The sequence below is a fragment of the Prosthecobacter sp. genome, assembly GCF_044232965.1.
Classification (GTDB): Bacteria; Verrucomicrobiota; Verrucomicrobiia; order Verrucomicrobiales; family Verrucomicrobiaceae; genus Prosthecobacter.
In genome coordinates this window covers 1-17472 of sequence record NZ_JBIIKX010000059.1, presented here as the reverse complement: position 1 = coordinate 17472, position 17472 = coordinate 1, and the positions used below count along the sequence as shown (strand labels likewise).

General features: G+C 61.0%; 10 protein-coding genes. All 10 read right to left on the bottom strand.

The genetic code is table 11. The features are described from left to right. Positions 1–9: 9 nt before the first annotated feature. Positions 10–1074: a sialidase family protein gene (locus tag ACILSI_RS20210; protein ID WP_395723722.1), complete on the bottom strand. Its 1065-nt coding sequence runs from the start codon at positions 1072–1074 to the stop codon at positions 10–12. A gap of 16 nt (positions 1075–1090) precedes the next feature. Beyond that, a complete protein-coding gene (locus tag ACILSI_RS20205; protein WP_395723721.1) occupies positions 1091–2716 on the bottom strand; it encodes a sialidase family protein in 1626 nt (541 codons plus the stop codon). A 29-nt stretch (positions 2717–2745) separates the two neighbouring features. Next, a complete protein-coding gene (locus ACILSI_RS20200) occupies positions 2746–3723 on the bottom strand; it encodes a PmoA family protein (RefSeq protein ID WP_395723720.1) in 978 nt (325 codons plus the stop codon). A gap of 196 nt (positions 3724–3919) precedes the next feature. Next, on the bottom strand, positions 3920–6202 hold the full coding sequence (locus ACILSI_RS20195) for a glycoside hydrolase family 20 zincin-like fold domain-containing protein (protein WP_395723719.1): 2283 nt from the start codon (positions 6200–6202) through the stop codon (positions 3920–3922). Positions 6203–6218: 16 nt separating this feature from the next. Continuing rightward, positions 6219–8930 carry a DUF4838 domain-containing protein gene (locus tag ACILSI_RS20190; protein WP_395723718.1) on the bottom strand — a complete coding sequence of 904 codons (2712 nt, stop codon included), beginning with the start codon at positions 8928–8930 and terminating at the stop codon, positions 6219–6221. A gap of 32 nt (positions 8931–8962) precedes the next feature. Beyond that, positions 8963–9085, bottom strand: coding sequence for a hypothetical protein (locus ACILSI_RS20185; RefSeq protein WP_395723717.1), 123 nt, complete (start codon positions 9083–9085; stop codon positions 8963–8965). A 35-nt stretch (positions 9086–9120) separates the two neighbouring features. Then, positions 9121–11502 (bottom strand): DUF4838 domain-containing protein, encoded by a 2382-nt coding sequence (locus ACILSI_RS20180; protein WP_395723716.1) that lies wholly within the window; start codon positions 11500–11502, stop codon positions 9121–9123. Positions 11503–11526: 24 nt separating this feature from the next. After that, positions 11527–13104 carry a LamG-like jellyroll fold domain-containing protein gene (locus ACILSI_RS20175; RefSeq protein WP_395723715.1) on the bottom strand — a complete coding sequence of 526 codons (1578 nt, stop codon included), beginning with the start codon at positions 13102–13104 and terminating at the stop codon, positions 11527–11529. A gap of 13 nt (positions 13105–13117) precedes the next feature. Continuing rightward, positions 13118–16369, bottom strand: coding sequence for a LamG domain-containing protein (locus ACILSI_RS20170; protein WP_395723714.1), 3252 nt, complete (start codon positions 16367–16369; stop codon positions 13118–13120). A gap of 24 nt (positions 16370–16393) precedes the next feature. Next, positions 16394–17472, bottom strand: a 1079-nt coding sequence (locus ACILSI_RS20165) for a hypothetical protein (protein ID WP_395723713.1), incomplete at its 5' end; no start/stop codon positions are given.

The window sequence follows — 17472 nt, the reverse complement described above, 5'->3', positions numbered from 1 at the left end:
AACGAGCATTCAGTTCGGCAACTTGATACGCGCCGAGTGAATGTCACCATACAGCTCGCCGGGAGAGCTTTTGATCTGGGCCCAGATGGCGGAGAGCGTTCCGTCGGGGAGTTCGGTCAGGGTGGGATAGCAGATGGACCAGCCGCCGACTTTTGCGGGGCGATCTGCGAGGAGAGTTGGCTCGCTCCACGTCGCGCCTTCGTCGCGGGAGGTGCGAATGAGCAGAGGAAAGCGCAGAGGCGTGGGGCCGGGATTGTAGGTGAGGACGAGCGTGCCATCGCTTGTGCAAAGCAGGTGCGAGGCACTCGAGGTCCCAGTAAGGCCGGTCTTTTCAGGCGCACTCCAGGTCTCGCCTTTGTCGGTGCTGATGGAGCGCCAGAGCTGGCCGTCCTTCGTGCGCAGGATCATGTGGATCTTGCCGGACTTCGTCTCCGCAATGGTCGGCTCGCCGCCTTGGCCTTCGGGATTGGCCACTGCACCGAAGCGCGTCCACGTTTGGCCACCATCGCGTGATTTCATCACGCCGCCGGCCTTTGTGCCGCGTGTGTGAAGCGGCACGAGCAGCTCGCCGGTGGACAACGCGATGCCATTGGAGCGAGTGGTGTGATTGGGCTGGTGGAGCTTTACCGGTGCTGTCCATGTCTGGGCCGAGTCGCTGCTGCGGCGGAAATAGATGTCGATCTGCGGATCGAAGCAGGAGAAGAACAAGAACGTCTCTTTGCCGGCGACGAAAAGTGCGGGATCAAAGTCGGCCCTGCCTGCGATGTCCTGCAAGACGGTCGCCTCGCCCCAGGTGCGGCCTTGATCCGATGAAAACGCCTGCACGATGCGCTGCGACTCGGCCCCTTCCGATGGCGACGAGAACCACGCGGCCATCAACCGGCCATCCGGCAGCAGCGCGAGGCTCGGCCCGAGATTGTAGCCGCTTTTGTTCGTCGGGTCCTTCGGATTGGTGTTTGTGTGTTTGAAGATGACCGTGCGGTCGGTGATCTGAATGGTGGAGGTTTCATCTGCATGAAGAGAGGCGAGCGGTGACAGCAGCAGGGCGGTGATGAGTGCTGGGATGCGTTTCATAGTGACTCGGCCTTGGCTATGGGTTGGACCGCTCCACTTCGATCATCATCGCATTCATTTTCGGTGCGTCGTGGATGTAGAGCAGCTTGCCGGGGCTGATTTCGCGGATGCTGGTGTAGTTGAAGCCGACCTTGTCGGAGATGACGTGGTGGCTGGGCCAGGTTTTGCCGCCGTCGAGGCTGAACATGAGGCAACTGGCGGGACGTCCGTAGCTGCAGGCGAGCACGCCGTTGCTCATGAGCACGAGATCAGGGAGGACTTTGCCGACTTCGAGTTTGATGGGCTGGCTCCAGGTCTTGCCGGCGTCGTGGGAGAACATTTGCTTCATGCACGAGTCGCGATCACCACGGATGACGGCGGTCTGCTCGGTGGCGCTGAGGCGGCAGACGGCGGGTTCGCCGCCAGGACCAATGGTGGAGAAGTAGGTCCATGTTTTGCCTTCATCAGTGCTGCGCATGAGGTGGGACATGCGCACGGTGTTATTACGGCCATCGGGCAACTTCACGGCCTTGCGGCTCCAGACGACCATCGTGACCCCGCCGTCGGGGTCGTTCCAGATGTGGCGCTCGCAGATGATTTGATCGCCCTGGGCTTCATTGGTGAACTCCTTGGGCAGGATGATCTCGTTGTCGATCATCTCGAAGCTCGTCGCGTCGGCGTTGAGGCGGGACGTTTTGCCCATCACGCGTCCATCCGGCTGCGTGCGTGTCCAGCGCGAGATGGCGAGAATGTTTCCATCAGGCCGCCGCAGGCACGGGAGCGGTGTGGTGTCGAGTTTGTCGAGTCCGGGGATGGGCGACCACGTTTTGCCCGCGTCGGTGGATTTGAGCAGGCCATACGGCTCATAGAAGGCATCGGGCCCTTGGGCGACACTCATGAGGAGCAATCCCTGGCCCATGTCGTATAGGTAAGGCCGCGTCTGGCGGATGTCGTCGCGCGGGATGTCCCAGGCGGTGCTGATGCTGAGTTTGATCGGGTCGGCGGCCGCAGCGGTGCTGGCTTTGCGCACGCCGAGCTTCACGCTGGACCAAAGGGCATCGCCCGTGGCGGTCTTCGCCGTGGAGCCGAACTGGATGAAGGGCTCGGGCGAATCGGCGGGCTTCCAGAAGGCACCCTGGCCTTCCACTTTTCTCACGCCATCCACCCACATCTGCATGTTGGTGCCGCGAATGACGAGGCGGTAGGTGTGGAGGCGGTTCGTGGTGTCCATCGGGATGAAGCGGTCGGTGTGGCTTGCCGCTTGGTTCGCAAATAAGACGAGTCCTTCCTGATGTCGGCCATCACTGATGAGCACGGACACCGGCGCACCATCGCGCCACGGCCAGAGTGACGATGCCGTCTTCTTTGCCTGCGAACCGGTGACGCTGGCGACCCTCACGGTGGCCTCCACGATGATCTCGTCATCGCCACCCGCTTTCCAGGGTGCGCGATAGTGAGCGAACTCTTTATCCGCGTCGATGAGTCGAAGACCATCGGGTTCAAGAGTGGCGTTTGATTTTCCAATGGCGGTCCACGGTGCGGTGGGCAATGCTTTGCCGTCGTAATGGATGAGCCAGGTGATGCCATCATCGGCGGCGTGGAGGGGGCCGAAGGAAAGGAGCAGCGAGGCCAGCAGGAGGATGGTGATGAGTGTTATTTTCACGGCAAAAAGATGGGCGGTAAAAAATGGGGCTACTTTAGTGTGGAGTATTCTTGGAATCTCGCGTCCAGCGACTCTGGCTTCGGCTGGCCTTTGGCGAAGTAGAAGCGGTAGCGCAGGGTGAGGCTGTCGCCTTTCTTGATGGTGTAGTCGCCAGCGCCTGCGGGCTTGTCCGGCTCGAAGTCGTGCAGGCCAAAAGGATTCACGGCAAAGAGTCCGTAGTCGCGTGCGTGCCAGGTAGTTGGCGTGCGGAGGTTGCTGGGATGGCTGAAGATGACGACACCTACGGGATTCCCTTTTGGATCAGGGCCGTAGTAGCAGACCCAGTTCGCGTGCTTGCCCCAGATGTCGCGATCGCGGACGCCGTTGCTGTTAAAGGCATGTCCGGTGGAGGGCCCCGTGTTCACGCCACTCTTGCTGCTGTTCATGCTAAGCGATGGGCAGAGGCGCAGGGCCATGGTGCCTTCTTTGGTATCACCGATGATGACATCGCCTTCGCTGGCCTTCAGCGTGATGTCGAAGTCGAGTGTCTTCTCGCCCTCTGGCAGCGCGGTGATGGTGATGCGGCGCTCGTCGGTCATCACGGCCTTGTTGTCCGGTCCAATCCATTGCGTCGAGGCCGTGAAGTGCCCTTGATTGCCCGTGGCGTGCACATCTGAGAAGCCGGAGTGAGCTTGCTTGCCGAACACCTGATACTCCGCCCAGAAATTGATCTCATTGATCCGCGAATGCCCAAACCACAGCGAGCGATGATGCGGGTGATCCACAAACATCGCCTCGCCCGGCACATCCTTTTTCATCGGAAACTCCCGCGATACATTCACCCCTGCCGCACCAATGAGCGGATACATGTAGGGCCGTGCCACCTCTTTGGTGATGTATTCCGTGAACAACTGGCCGTCGATCTCGACGCTCATGCCTGCGTCACTTGGTTTCAGTGAGACGGTTTGTGCGTGAGCGAGCAGAGGGATCGCGAGGAGGAGAGTGAAGATTGTGATGGTGTGTTTCATTTCTGGAATCGGATGCGTGCTATATAAATCGCGCATGGCAGCGCCACATTGCGGTTCGGAGGTTGATTGCCGTCTTTATCCTCATGCGAGGAGTAGTAGCTGACCCAGAGCTCATCTTTGTGCCACACCATGGTTTCATCGGGCGGCCGGGTAAGGCGGGAGTGTTTTCAACTGGGCGGAGAGTTACTACTGACTGCTAAGGATTTGCTTTTTCAACCCCTCGGCTCCCTTCCCGCCGAAGGCCCGGGGTCGGAGGGGGCTCGTTGGATGTTCGTTTCCTCTTTTCGCTTTCTCTCAGATGTCCGATCGTCTCCAACCAGCAGCCGGGGTCGCCACCGAGAACGTCGGTCTTATCGAAACGGAACCGGGTGCGCACGTGCGATTCGATCTCGTCGAGGGCCTTGGCCAGACGTGAGCGAGCGCCTTCGTCGCTTTGGATGCGAAGCTCGATGGCCAGGAGCATGACTTCGCTGAAGCGGCGCCCGACATCGAGGCATCGCGCGAACCAAGCGACGTCTTCGTCGGATGTCAGCCTTGCAGCGCGCTCGGCATGTCCGAGCGTCTCCTGCGTGCTGGCCAGGCGCCGCACCCAGCGGTCACGCAACTCCTGCCATTGCGTGCCCTTGGGGAGCGTGCCCGTCTGAAGCCGTTGGACATCGCGGGTCACGGAGAACCAGACGCGGCTCACCGGCCCATCGCCGGACTCGCCGCCCGCCATGCAAGCGCGATACATCGCCGCGCCGGCCGCATCTCCCCAGAGCCTACGGCAGATCCGGTCCAAGAGCTGGCCGGGACCGAAGACGGCAGCGGGGCGATGGCGGCCGTTTGCCAGTTGGTCGCGAAGCTTTCGGGCCGTCGGCTCGTCGGGTGGCTGCTCGCGATAGCCCCCCGCCGCGCCGCTCCACAGCAACTCGGCGTTGAGCACTTGAACAGGCTCCTCGTGCAGCCCGCCGTTGGACAGGCAGACCGATTCCGCGCCCTGAAACAACGGCGTCATGATGCCGGAGAAGTTCAGCAGGTCGTCGCTGTAGTAATTGTCGCCGCCCATGAACGAGATCACGTGCGGGCCGTGTCCGTTGCCGGCCTCGTCCAGCGCCGCCCGAAGCTCCGCAACTTTCCTGCCGCCACCCGGCGCGTAGAACAGCTCACGCACGCCGAACTGGACGTTTCGCGAAGGGCCGGTGAGCCGGCTCACCGTGCGGAAGTAATCAAGCTCGCGCTGCCAAACGTCGGGCGGATTCGTTTCGTAATAGGTGGCGTAGAGCGGCGAGGTGAAGATCAGCGTCAAGTCGCGGTCGGCGCGGTATCCCCCGGTCGTCGTGATCGGATCAAGCGCTTCGCGGACCTTCGCACACCAGGACGCCATGGCGCCGGCCTGGCCTTGGGGCGATTCGACGTCGTCGCTCGGCCAGCGGCGCCGGCACTCGTCGCAGCGCAAGCGCCAGGCATCGCGCGTAGCAGCATAGCTTCCGCTGTCAATGTCGTGGATGTAGAGGAAACCCGGCTCCACTTCCGACACGAAGCGTTTCAACTCGACGAGCTTGGCGCGGGCGAGAGCCTCGTTGGAAAGACAGGTTCCGTAGGCGCGACTGATTTCCACGCGGTCCATGCCGCGGCAGGAATACTGCGGGCCGCCCGGATAGGGCAGCCGGTTGAAGAAGGTCTGGCCGAAATAGCCGTGACGATAGACGTCGCCCTCTTGATACGATGTGCCGTAGCCGCCGCCATAACCGGCAAAGGTAAGCTTGATCCCGCGCTGTCGGGCGTAGCGGTTGCACTCGCACATCAAGGCCGCATAGCCGGGGAAACGGTCCACGTTCCAGCCAAAGCCGTCGAACCAGACTTGGTTGATCTTGTAGAGAAAGCAGAAGTCGAGTTTCCGTTTGATCCGGGCGAGATACTGTTGCGGCCCGTCGCCCCAATCGTAGGCCCAACGGTTCGCTTCGACGTTCACCAGCCAGTCCGAGGCGCAGCGGTAGCGAAAATCGGGCCAGTCGGAGATCGAGAGGCAGGGCAACCGGTTGACGCCCGATTCGGTTCGCACCAGTTGCAGCAGACTGGCCGCCGCCCGCAACAGGCCCTCGGCGTGGAGCGCCACGATCTCGACGCCGTCGGGTCGGATCGTCAACTGATAAGCCTCGGGGCGCTGGTCGCGGCTGAGTCCGGTCGAAAAGGGCGCTTGCGGCTCGAGTCGCAGGGTGATCGCAACGCGACCCGCCCGCGGCTGTCGGACCACGGGCGCTCCGAGGCGATCTGCGATCGTCTGGGCCGCGTAGCCCGCTTCGGAGCCGGCGACCACGCAACCGTCCCGAATCTCCAACTCGTCTTTGCCCCGTTCCAGCCTCTTCGGCGTCGGGAGAATCTCAGGCGTCAATTCTGTCTTCCCGCCCTCCGCCACAAGCACACGCTGCTCCGCAGCGAATGAGGAATGATCAAAGGCGACTGACGCAAGGAGGAGTAGGAGCAGTGTGAGTTTCATGGTAATTGAAAGGAAATTAGTTTTTCAAGCCCTTTTGTTTAAGCCGTCGGTCCGATGGGATTGAGGGGGTGCAACCGGGCCGAACGAGAAAAGCCCGGTCCATACTGATCCTGTCTTCTCCGGTCGCGGCAGGAACAAAGGACGGCCCGCTGAATTTCAAGGAAATCCAGGCGTCCCAAAGGTTTGCCGCAGGATCCTCCGTGTTCTCTTGAAATACCCGGTCAACGAATACGCCAAGACGCTTTCCTTCGAGCGCCCAGATCGTGGTTCCCATCTGAGGAAGGATGGCCTCTACCCCCGGTTTGGGCAAAATCGTTGGCTTCAGGTGAACCGGCCCGATTCGATAAATATGAAACTTCCCATCCTTTGGAAGGGCATCGCGTTTCAAAGTCACGGTCGGACCACCGTCCACACCCAACTGAATTCCATTCGTATTCGGATCATGTGTGGTGCTACTGGACAACGCCTTGCTGCCCTCCTCGGCCATAACGACCGCCGAAGGAACAGATCTTTGGGCCGCGACACCTCCAAAAGCATCTTCATCCGCCACAAACTCCTGACTCGGCTTTACTTGGGAAAAAGTCAGCCAATCGAAGGCAATGACTTGATCCGAAGGAATTGCGGCTAGGACTGCAGGTAATTTTGTGCGGTTGCGGAAGAGATCCAACTGCCGCTGAAGATTCTTCCCGTCATTATTGTTCCCTTGCCCGGCGCGGTACCACCGGTTGAACCAGTGATCGTCGTAGTTTTTCCAGCCAAACTGGAAGCGATCCAGCAATTTTTCATAGTCAAATGGCATGACTTTCTCCGACCCCAAATTTCGCTTCAGCCACGGCCAAAGATGAAGTAGCGCGGAATCAACGATGAAGCGCTCTTTTAATACATTCTGGTATTGCAAGCTGCCAGGAGTTACCGCTTGCTCAGCCTCACCGAAAAACTTTTCTGCGGCTTGAAAGAAATCAAGGTCAAGAAATTTTAGACTATGGGGAGTGTAGCGGTATCCCATGTATTGGGATTCGTTGACCATACGATTAGTCAAATAATCGTAATATCTCAACATAGCAGGAGATGCCCCGCCATAATACCCATCGAAAAAGGTCTTCCGCAGTGGTTCTGACGGCTGCTGCGGATCAACGAGCAGATGAAAGGCCAGCCAGTATTCGAAGTCCCTAAATTGCTTCCCTGCCTCAAGATAGGAGTACGCTTCGCTGGCATAGGTTTCACATCCGTTGTCAGCGAAAAAGCGGATGTCCACAGGCAGGCAGTGGGCAAGCGTCCAAGGCAATGGAAAGTGGGTGTAAAAATTCCACGTATCCCAATACTCGCCGCCAATACCGAGCTTGGGAGACACCTCACCCCATTTTTTCAAATCGCGTGCCTGATTGACATTGAATGGGTGGGTCAATGGGCGCAAATGATCGGAGCGCGGGTAGACATCACACCAGGCAATAAGAACATTGTCTCTCGGACGGAGAGTTTTCGGGGCGCTTTGGGTCTGGTTATACGCCAAGGTTGCTAGAATAATATCCGGGTAGTCCTGAGCGATGGACTCCCCAATCTGGTTTAAAAATTGGACGACGGGACCACTTTCGCTTCCCTCGCGCTCAACCACCACTCTGCAAGACTCACAGTGACAATGCGCATCGTACTTGTCATTTTGCATGATGTTGTAGATTTTTGGGGGCCGTGTTCCATTTTGTTTGGCAGTTGCGCGGTCCTGTTCAACAAACTTGCGAAGTTGCTCGACCGTAATTCGAAGCACGTCCGGGTGGGTCAGGCAAAGTTGCCCAGGACCCATCCCATCGTAGGCCGGAAGGCGCTCGCCATCAACCAACGCGAAATACTCTGGATGGGACTGGAACCAGTCCTTTGCGTTGACAAAGTTCGAAAAAGTATGAACGCCCCGCGGTGTACCGGTCAATTGGTAGAAAGCGTCGGGGGGTAATGTTTTATCGGTCTTGTGGAAATTTTGTGGTTGGTCGTACCGGTAGTTTTTGTTCCGAAGCAAGAAAAGCCAGTGGTCCCGGGCGCTTCCTCGAGGGTCCGAAACATGGCGCAGCCAAAAGACAGGCACGTCTCGAACATTGAGAGGAGGGATAAGCAGATCACGCCGATCCGGGATGACTTCGACTCGTTCATCCAACCAATGGCATCCGACCTGTTTTTCTAAAAATTCGTATACCGCATAGAGCGTACCACGCGGTCGTCCACCGGTCAGAATCAGCGAATCGTCAGCTGTGCGGATGATCCATTCTTCTTCTCCCAATTGTCTAAAATCAATTCCCCGATTCCTCGCGAAACTGGTCCAGCCCACATAAATCCCAGGAACCGCAGCGGATCCATCCTCTGCGGTTAAAACAAAATCCGCGCCGGTAACCCGGGAGAGAAACGTCCGCAGTTCTTCTGCGGCAAATTTTTCCGCGCCACTGGCATCGTTTGGAACAATGATCGGCAGAGCGGCTTGGTCATTTGACGCGAGCTTCAAATCATTTCTTGTGAAGATGACGCTGCGGTCGGTGATCTGGATGGGCAATGTTTCAGCGGCTTGGAGAGGCGCGAGCAGCAGCGTGATGAGAGCCGACCGAAGGGAACCGGAGCGGAGCGGAACCGAAGTGCAGCGGAGATAGCCGAAGGCAAATAGCCGACGAAGCTGATTCAAAAAAGGTCGGCAAATAGCCTGCGAAGCTAGTTTCAAAAGAATGCAGGCAACTGAGTGGGTGTGTTTCATCAGATAGTGACTTCTACGCGAAACAGACACGATCATTCCGGCCTCTTCGCCGACATCGCCTCGATCTTGCTGGCGGCGAGGGCGCGGCGGTGCTCCCGCGATGGAAGCGGCGAGCGTGGCGGCGGATCGGGCGACAAACGCGCGGCGGGACTCATGGATGTGGTTCATGGCTGATGGAGTGGTGAACGGTTCACTTTTGGACCGATTGAGGCGGCACGGCGATTACTTGGTCGATGAGGACCTGATCGGGCGATCTTGAGTCCTTCACATAAGTCGGGCCGGTGAACTTCAGGGAAACCCAGACTTCCATCTCGTTGCTCGGCGGCGGGACGGCTCCCCAGCCGATGGGAAGCCAGAGGTAAACGTTCGACCAGAGACCGCAATGGCCGGTGAGAGGTGCCGTGGCGACATGGTGCCAATGCCAGGCTTCGTCCTGCGGAATCTTGTCCTTGTCCAATGTCATGCTGCCCCAGTCGCGCGGGGCCACGTCGTCGTGGATCTTCATCTGGAAAGGCACCTTGTGCTCGCCCGGTTTGCCGCTGCCGAAGCGGCGAGCCTGCCCGCCCGCGGCGCTGGGGTCTTTCACGAGGTTGGGCCCGGGATCACCGATACCGACGAGCCGCAGATTCGCGTTGCGGCCCACAAACTGGGCGGGCGGCTCCAAGCGCAGGGCGGCGAGTTCGCCATCGAAAGCAGCGCCTCCGTTGTTGACCCAGACATGCACGTGGGTGGCCCAGGTCTGAATCAACATGCGCTTGTTCTTCTCGTAGCGGCGCAGCACCTCTTCCTTCCGGCCTTTCCACGCGGGGCTCTCGGCGTAGCGGTGCCACAGGTGCAGAAGTCCGGAATCGACCGGCACGCGCTCCAGGTGCACATGGCGGAGATGTTTCGCGTTCGCCTCTCCCGCACAGAGCGCTTCGGCTTCGTCGAGCCAGGCGTTGACCTGCGTGTAGAACTCGGAGTTCAGCCAGGGAATCACCGAGGCGGGCGTTTCGAAATACGACTTGTCACCGGCCTCGGTCAAAGCGGCGAGCCGGTCGTAATACTTCCCCATGGGACCGGCGGCGGGACCGAAATAGCCACGGACATACTCGTCGATGAGCACCTCGTCGTTCAGCTCCGGATGGACGGATTTCCGAAAGAACAGCCAGTCGCGCATGGGGCGGAACGACAAGTCGATGCCCGCCTGCTCGATGAACACCCGGTCGATGCCGAGCCGATGCCAATACTCAAGATTCTTCAGAATCTTGGTCGTGCCGTCGTAGGGATAGCGGAAGGGAGTGCGAAGCTGCGCGTAATCCCAGGCAAAGAGCTGCCCGTCTTGAATCGCCTTCGCCCAGCCTTCGGTGACTTCCCGCGCGGCGCGATTTGTCGGCGCACTCAGAGGCCGTAGCACGTCGGCGATTTCGTCGGCGCGGTATTCCAGATCCAGCAGCGCCAGCCGGACGACCACGTTTTCTCGCGGACGAATCATCTTGGGTGCTCGCTTGGTAAACTGATAGGCCTCGGTCAGCAGCCGCACGTCCGGGTATTTTTCCGCGATGCGAGCCGCGATGTCGTTGACGAAGGCGAGCGTCGTTCCGGCGTAGGAACCCTCGCGTTGGGCGATGGCGGTGCACTCCGGGCAGCGGCAGTATTTGGAACTCGTGTCGTTCTGCGAGAACGCATACATCCGGGGCGGCGGCGTGCCCTTTTGCGCGGCTTCGGCGCGGTCTTCCTCGATGTATTGTTGCAGTTGTTGGGCGACGCGTTCCTTGAGTTCGGCATTGGTCAGGCAAAAATCATGACCGAGGGGGCCGGTTGGTCGCGGTGCCCGTTTCCCATCTTCCATCATCGCGAAGAACTCGGGTTTCACGTCCTGCCACTTCTCCTGATAGATGGAAAAGGTGTGGCTGGAGCCGGGACGACCGAATCGCTCGGAAAAACCGAAACGCGGCTCGTAAAGCCAAAAGCTGCCGCCGTTGAAGTGACCGCCGTTGTAGCGGTTGCGCACGAGAAAGCGGGCGTAATCCTCCTTCGAGATGCGTTTCGGGTCGTCGTGTCGCGGATAGAGCGTGGTCTCGCGCCAGGAGAACGCGGGCCGGCCGCGCACGTCGAGAGCGGGGACCGCGAAGTCGCGATTGGCCGGGACGATCTCGATGTCCGGCGCGATCCACCGGCAGCCCGCCTTTGAATCGAGAAACTCATACACGGCGTAAAGGGTGCCGCGTGGACGCCCTCCGGTCAGGATGAGGTCCTCGCCCGCCGTGAGCAGCACCCAGTCCTCCTCGCCCAGCGCCGCGAGATCGACCCCGGCCTTGGCCGCCCGGCGCGTATGCCCCACATAAATGCCCGGCCCGGCCTGCTCGCCTTCCTTCACGATGGAAAACGCCGCGCCGGTGATCTTCTTGAGAAAGAGCGCGAGTTCTTCCGCCGCGAATCGCTCCGCTTCCGTCGCCGTTCCCGCCGCGTCGATGACGATGGCGTGACGGGCGGTGCCGTTCTCCGCGAGGCGAATCGACGGCTCTACGGCGGACAGTGTGGTGAGCGGTGTCAGCAGCAGGGCGGTGAGGAGTGTGAGTCGGAGGTGCATGGAGTGATGGATTGGTGCGCAGCTTCATTTTGCCGGCCTCTTCGCCAACATCGCCTCGATTTCCCCAGCGGTGAGTGTGCGGCGATGGATCTGCAAATCACGGAGCTGGCCGTTGAAGGGCCCGTTCATGCCAGTGCCGAGGCGCAGCGGGGCGTCGGTGTCGTAATTCCATGCGGAGGCATCGAAGCCGGTGCTCTCGGCGACTTGCTTGCCATCGACATGCAAGGTGAGGCGATTTGTCGATTTCACGGCGGCGATGTGATGCCAGCCAGAGGGCAGGGAGTGATCCCACGAGACCTGACGGCCATGCCGTGCGGCCCACACTTTGCCGGAGGGCAGCGTGCTGCAAAAAACCTCGCCAGCGTGCTCCGCCATAGTCCAGGCGCGGCGGTATTTCACGTCGGGTGTGTGATCGAGACGCTGCCAGAGCGACCATTTGCCATCGCCATCGTAGGCATGGACTTCGGCGAGCGGCAGGGTGCCGCCGATGAAGCACCCGTTATGCACCATCATGCCCATGACTTCCTTCTCCGTGCCGAGGCGGCCGATGTCGGTCCAACGGTTCACGTCTTCAAAGCGATACACGCGTCCGCTCGGCCACATGGCGACATGCAGGCGGCCTTCGTAGCGGGTGAAGGCGTAGGTCTGCGTGTCATCCCCGATCTGGCCGCAGTCCGTCCACGCTTTGCCATCGAAGCGATACACCCGGCCGCCATCATAGCTCGTGGCGTAGAGAAAACCGTCATACACCGTGAGCGAGACGACGCGCTTCGGCCCCAGCTCGCCCGTTTTGAGATCGGGTCCGATGGCATCGGGCAACCGCGTCCATTTGGTGCCGCCCTCGTAGCGGAAGAAGCCCGCCGGTTTGTAGAGCGATGAGGCATACAGCCGTCCCTGAAACACGACCAGCCCGCCTACGGCTTCCGTGTCCGGCAACTGGCCGCAGTCCACCCACTTCGTGCCGCCTTCGTGACGAAAGACGCGGCCACCGAGCGTGGTGTTGGGAGACTCCTGCAAACTCGAGCCCGCCACGCGATACTTGCCCGTGCCGGCATACAACGCGCCTTCAAAAGCGGCGAGCGCGGTGACGGAATTGCTGCCATCAAGGCTGCCGCAATCGCTCCATTTCTCCCCGCCCTCGTAGCGATAGACCCGGCCCATCGCCCCCGCATCCGGTTCGCAAGTGCCTGCAAAGAGAGCGCCTTCGTGAGTCGCCATGGCAAAGGCAAACAACGCCTTCCCGGGCCGTCCGCAGTCACGCCACGCGCCCGGTTTGTCATCGTCGATGCCGAACTGCAAATGCCGCCAGTTCGCCACGTTCGATGTTACGCCGGGAGTGCTCTTGAGCGTGAGATGAAAACCGCGCCGCTTCTTCAGATCGTATTGGCTCACCAGATCACCGGTGACGCGATCCGTGGCATCGGCTTTGGCCCACACGGAGATGGAAAAGTCGCCGGTGCCGAGTTTCGGTGCCTGATCCGCCGGGATAACGAGCGGTTGATCGACCTGTATCCAGGTCTGCGCGGCAGGTTCCGCGGCGTGAGCGCCTAAAGCGAAGAGGAGAAGACCGCCAATGGCGACCGTGATCGTTGGATGTTTCATGGAGTGATGGAGTTTATGGATGAACTTCGACGAAGCGGGACGATGAGAGGCCGGTTGCTCCTTCTCGCACCCGGATCCGCCAGAGGCCGGGGGTGTCGTTGCGGGCGAACTCGGGTTTGATCACGAGCCTGCCCATCTCGGTGGCGTAGTCGCCGCTGAACTCGGCCTCGCGGCCGGCGGGGTCGGTGATCTCCACGGTGAGGGGGATCACAGCGGGGACGGCTCTTTCAGATCCATCGGTGATGGTCACCGTCACCTCGATGCTTTGGCCGGGCGCGGTCTTGGCGGGGGCCTCGATCTTGATCTGCTCAATGGGGCCGGGTGTCGCTAGGAACAGGCCACCGTCGCAGGGCCCCAGTTCCACCGGCACCCAAGTCCCGCCATCGCGCTCGGTGGTTTTGACTTTCCGCTCGGAGACGAGGTCATAGACGTGCAGGCCGGTGCGAGCGAGGCGGATCACCCCTTCGCTCGGCAGCCCGTTTTCCATCACAAGGCCATGCTGGCCGACATAGGAGCCGAATGTCCTCCGGTCGTTCATCACGAAAAGGTAGTCGGAGTCGCCGGCCTTCCGGACGCGGGTGAGGATCTCGGGCTTGTCGCAAATCGCGAAGCGGGAGTAGCGACCATCGAGTTGCTCGAGAAGCCGTGCGGCGTTGGCCAGAATCGCGGCCTGGTCCTCGGCCGTCTTTTTCGTGCGGTCGTAGCGGGGAATGACCACGTCCGGCTTGATGGCGGGCGTGAGGTTCGGGTCACCGATGACGATGCCGCCGCGTTTCTGGAAGGCGTGGATGCGCTCGACGACCGACGCCGGGAGAACATCGCAGTCGGCGAGGACGAGCGCCTTATAGGCATCGAGCCCTTCCGCGAGCAACGTTTCCTCGAAGATCACCCGCGGCTGGAGTTGGGCATGCAGGAGTGCCAGATAGGACTCGTCCTTGCCGTATCCGTAACTGCCCCGCCGCGCGAACATCTGGGAAGTGAAGCTGTCGAGGTAGGCGACGTCGGTGGGACGGTCGGCGACTTGGAGGAGCGTCGGGCCGAGTCGCGGCAGGAGATCGTGGTGCAGTCGGCGGAACTCGGTTTGGAGGTCGGGCTGAGTGTATTTGTATGCATGGGTCCCGTCCGTCGGCACGAGCGATGACCAGCCGTGATACATGATTCCAGCCACGGGTCGCGACACCATCGCCCAGAACGCACCGCGCAAATGCATCGGCGAGATGGAGATGTAGGCGGCGGCGGGATCGTGGTCGTCGAAGGGCGAGCGGATCTGGTCCGGCCCCTTCGTGGTCGGGGCGCTCGATGAGCGATACCAAAAGAGCTGCGTCATCTTCATGACCTGCGGCTTTTGTGATGAGGCGGCGGCCATCGCGAAGACCTCGTCGCAAAAGTAGCCGACCCGCTGCGGGCTCGGCTCGGTGTAGGTCCACTGCGAGAGCACGTCCACCTCTCCCCCGCTGCCGCCAATGCTCGGCACGCGTATGGCGGGGTCATACCAGGTCCAGATGTCCTCGCGGGCCGTGGATTTCAAGCCGCGATGCAGGGCGGTGTGGAGGCCGTTCCAGCCGTCCCCCACCGTCCAGAACCACCGGTAGAACTTCAGGACAGGATGGTCGTCGGGGACCACTCGATCAGCCGGGAAGTCTTTGATATCCTTCCAAAACAAGCCTGTCTTGGTGACGACCTCTTCCGGAATGTCCACGCCGGCGAATGCCCGGTAGGCGTCACGATCCGGCTTCGAAAAGCTGATCTCCGAATCATCCCGCACCTCGCTGTTGATCAGCGCTGCGACGAACGCCGGGTGTTGCCCGTATGCCTGCCCAACGCTCTTGCCGACGTTTTCGGAAAACTCCGCCAGTCCCGGCAGCGAGGCGTTACAGTCGTGCCGTGGATAGGGTTTGCCGTTGCGATCGACCCGGGCGAGACCGGGCTGACCCTTCAGAAAATGCCCCGGCTGCAATTGGGCCGCGATGCCAAAGTCGTTTGCCAGTGCCGTGTCGAGGATGCGCCGGGTCGATGCCATGGCCGTAGCACCGGGGAGGACGGGTTGTTTGGCCGCCCAAACGGACGCGGTATCTCCATCGATCCCGAAGCAGGAATTGAAGCCGAGTTCCTTGAGCCTCGGCAGTTCGCTCGTGAAGGACGGCCCACCAATGCCCCACATGACCACCGGCATCCGGTGCGGAAGCGGACGCGGCACGAGTTTCAGGGGGGAGTTCGCCGAGACCTCGGTCGGAGGGGAACCGGGCAGCGAGAGCACTGCTCGGGCCGGGTAATCGTCGGGCCGCAGCCGGGTATCAAAGTCATGCACCAGCGTGTGCGTCTTGCCGGACGGGATTTCCGGAACTGCGATCGCCTCGCCGCCGCCTCCCAGTCCGAGGAGTCTCAATGTCGAGCCGCGCAGGGGCTCCGGTTGGAGGTTGGCGATGACGATCTGGATGCGCGGCGACTTTTCTCCGCGCACGAACACGCTCCGCTCGGACTCGAGGCGAATCGTCGCTCCGCCAAACTCCAGCACCCCGGTGCACAGCCGCACCTCGTCGATCAGGCCCGAGAATCCGCCGTAGTTGCTGCTCACACGATCGCCGATGCTCAGGGGGTTCGAGCCCGCCGCGATTCCCCGGCGGCCGGGCCGCATGATGACGCCGGCCACCGAGCCATCGCGGTAAAACTTCACCGTGCCCGCGCCGTCGTAGGTGAACGCGATGTGATGCCACTCGCCGGGAGCGAAAGCCATCGGCTCGGTCGCGAAAGACTCGGAGTCCTGGCCAAAACCCAGGTTCAGCACCATCCGCCGCGCGCCGGACATCTCCGGTGCCTGCAGGAGCCACTGGTAATCGGTGTGCGACGCATACTTCTTGTCGAGCAGGTAGGCCGTGCTCGAGCCGGCGAGATCCGGCTTGGCCTGCACCCACATCTCCCCGGAAAACGCAGCCAGCGGTGAAAGCGAGGGATGGGACGCGACGACCAGCGCGTGACGCTTATCGTTCGCGGGCCAGCCGGGAAAGGACTCGATGGCACTACCGAACCGGCCCGCCTTCGTCACCAGGGCGCCGTCGAGTTTGCCGGGCAGCTTCCGCGGTCCCGCCTCGGCCGCTGCGTCCGTGCCATCGAAGTTCCAGTGACCGAGCACATGACTGCCGGTGGAGTGTTTGCCAGTGTATGCAGCTGTCCACGGCTCACGGACGGCCACGTCGGCGGCCTTCATGGTGAGAGCGGAGACCAGCGCGAGGCAGGTGATCTGGAGCGAGGGTGATGTGTTTTTCATGAAAAATAAAAGGAAACGGATGATTCAAGGCGTCTGGCGCACGCGGGTGACGAGTTCCTCGACCTTCGTCGTGATCCGCTCCTCGACGGTCTCGGTATAAGGTGCGCGGTGGCCGTATTCTAACATGCCAGTGACGCCTTCATAGCCGCCTTCCCTCAAGACGCGCGATGATGGCACATAGCTGAGCAGATCGTTGTTGTAGCCGCAGACCCAGGTGGTGTTCCAGCCATAGGCGGCTTTGAACTTGAGTGAGTAATCCACCACTGTCTCACCGGTAAGGGCGATGAAGGTCAGCTCCGGGCCGAAACTCCATGCCTGGATGGGATACTTCACCCGGTCGGGCAAATCACCGAGCGTCTCGTATTGGCGGATGAAATGCTCGAACTCGCGCTTCGGCATGCCTTTGAGATTGGGGACGCGCTGTTTCAATTCATCGAGCGGGATGCCGGGTTGCAGCATCAGTTCCGTCTCGCCCATCGCCACACGGAGCGGGCCGCTGAGCGGTTTCATCGTGTCTGCGATAACCTGACGCACCGCCTCGGCGAGGATCTCGCCGTATTTTGCGGCGAGCGCAGTCGCCCCATCCTTCCCACCGGTGATGCGCGGCAGAGGGTTGGCATCGCCGCCGCAGTTTTGCACAAACAGGGCGACCGAGCCCGGAAAGCTCTTCTCCAAGGCGAGCTGCGCATAGCCCGCGTAGTCGCCATTGATGCTCAAACCGCTGAGCGCCGTCGTGTGGCACGAATAGCCGAAGACGATGGCCTTGAGGTCATTTCCCGTCTTCACCGTGATCACGGGCACGTCTTGGTCCACCTGCCCACCGAGCGCGCGACTCTCCGGCCCGCGTGAACGACGTCGATTCACCGCCACACCGGCCAGACCCTGCTCAAAGGCCAGTTCTGCGGGAGCAAGCGCGGCGATGGCCGCACCGATGACTTCATCATACTTCGCATACACCATCGCCGTGTAGCGGTCTTTCACCGCCGTCTCCGCCGGGGTGAACTCGTAATAGAGCCACAGCACATCCTCCGTCACCGGGCAGGAGTGATTGTGCGAGGTATTCAAAATGAGCCGCTCCCTCGACACGCCATGTTTCTCCGCCG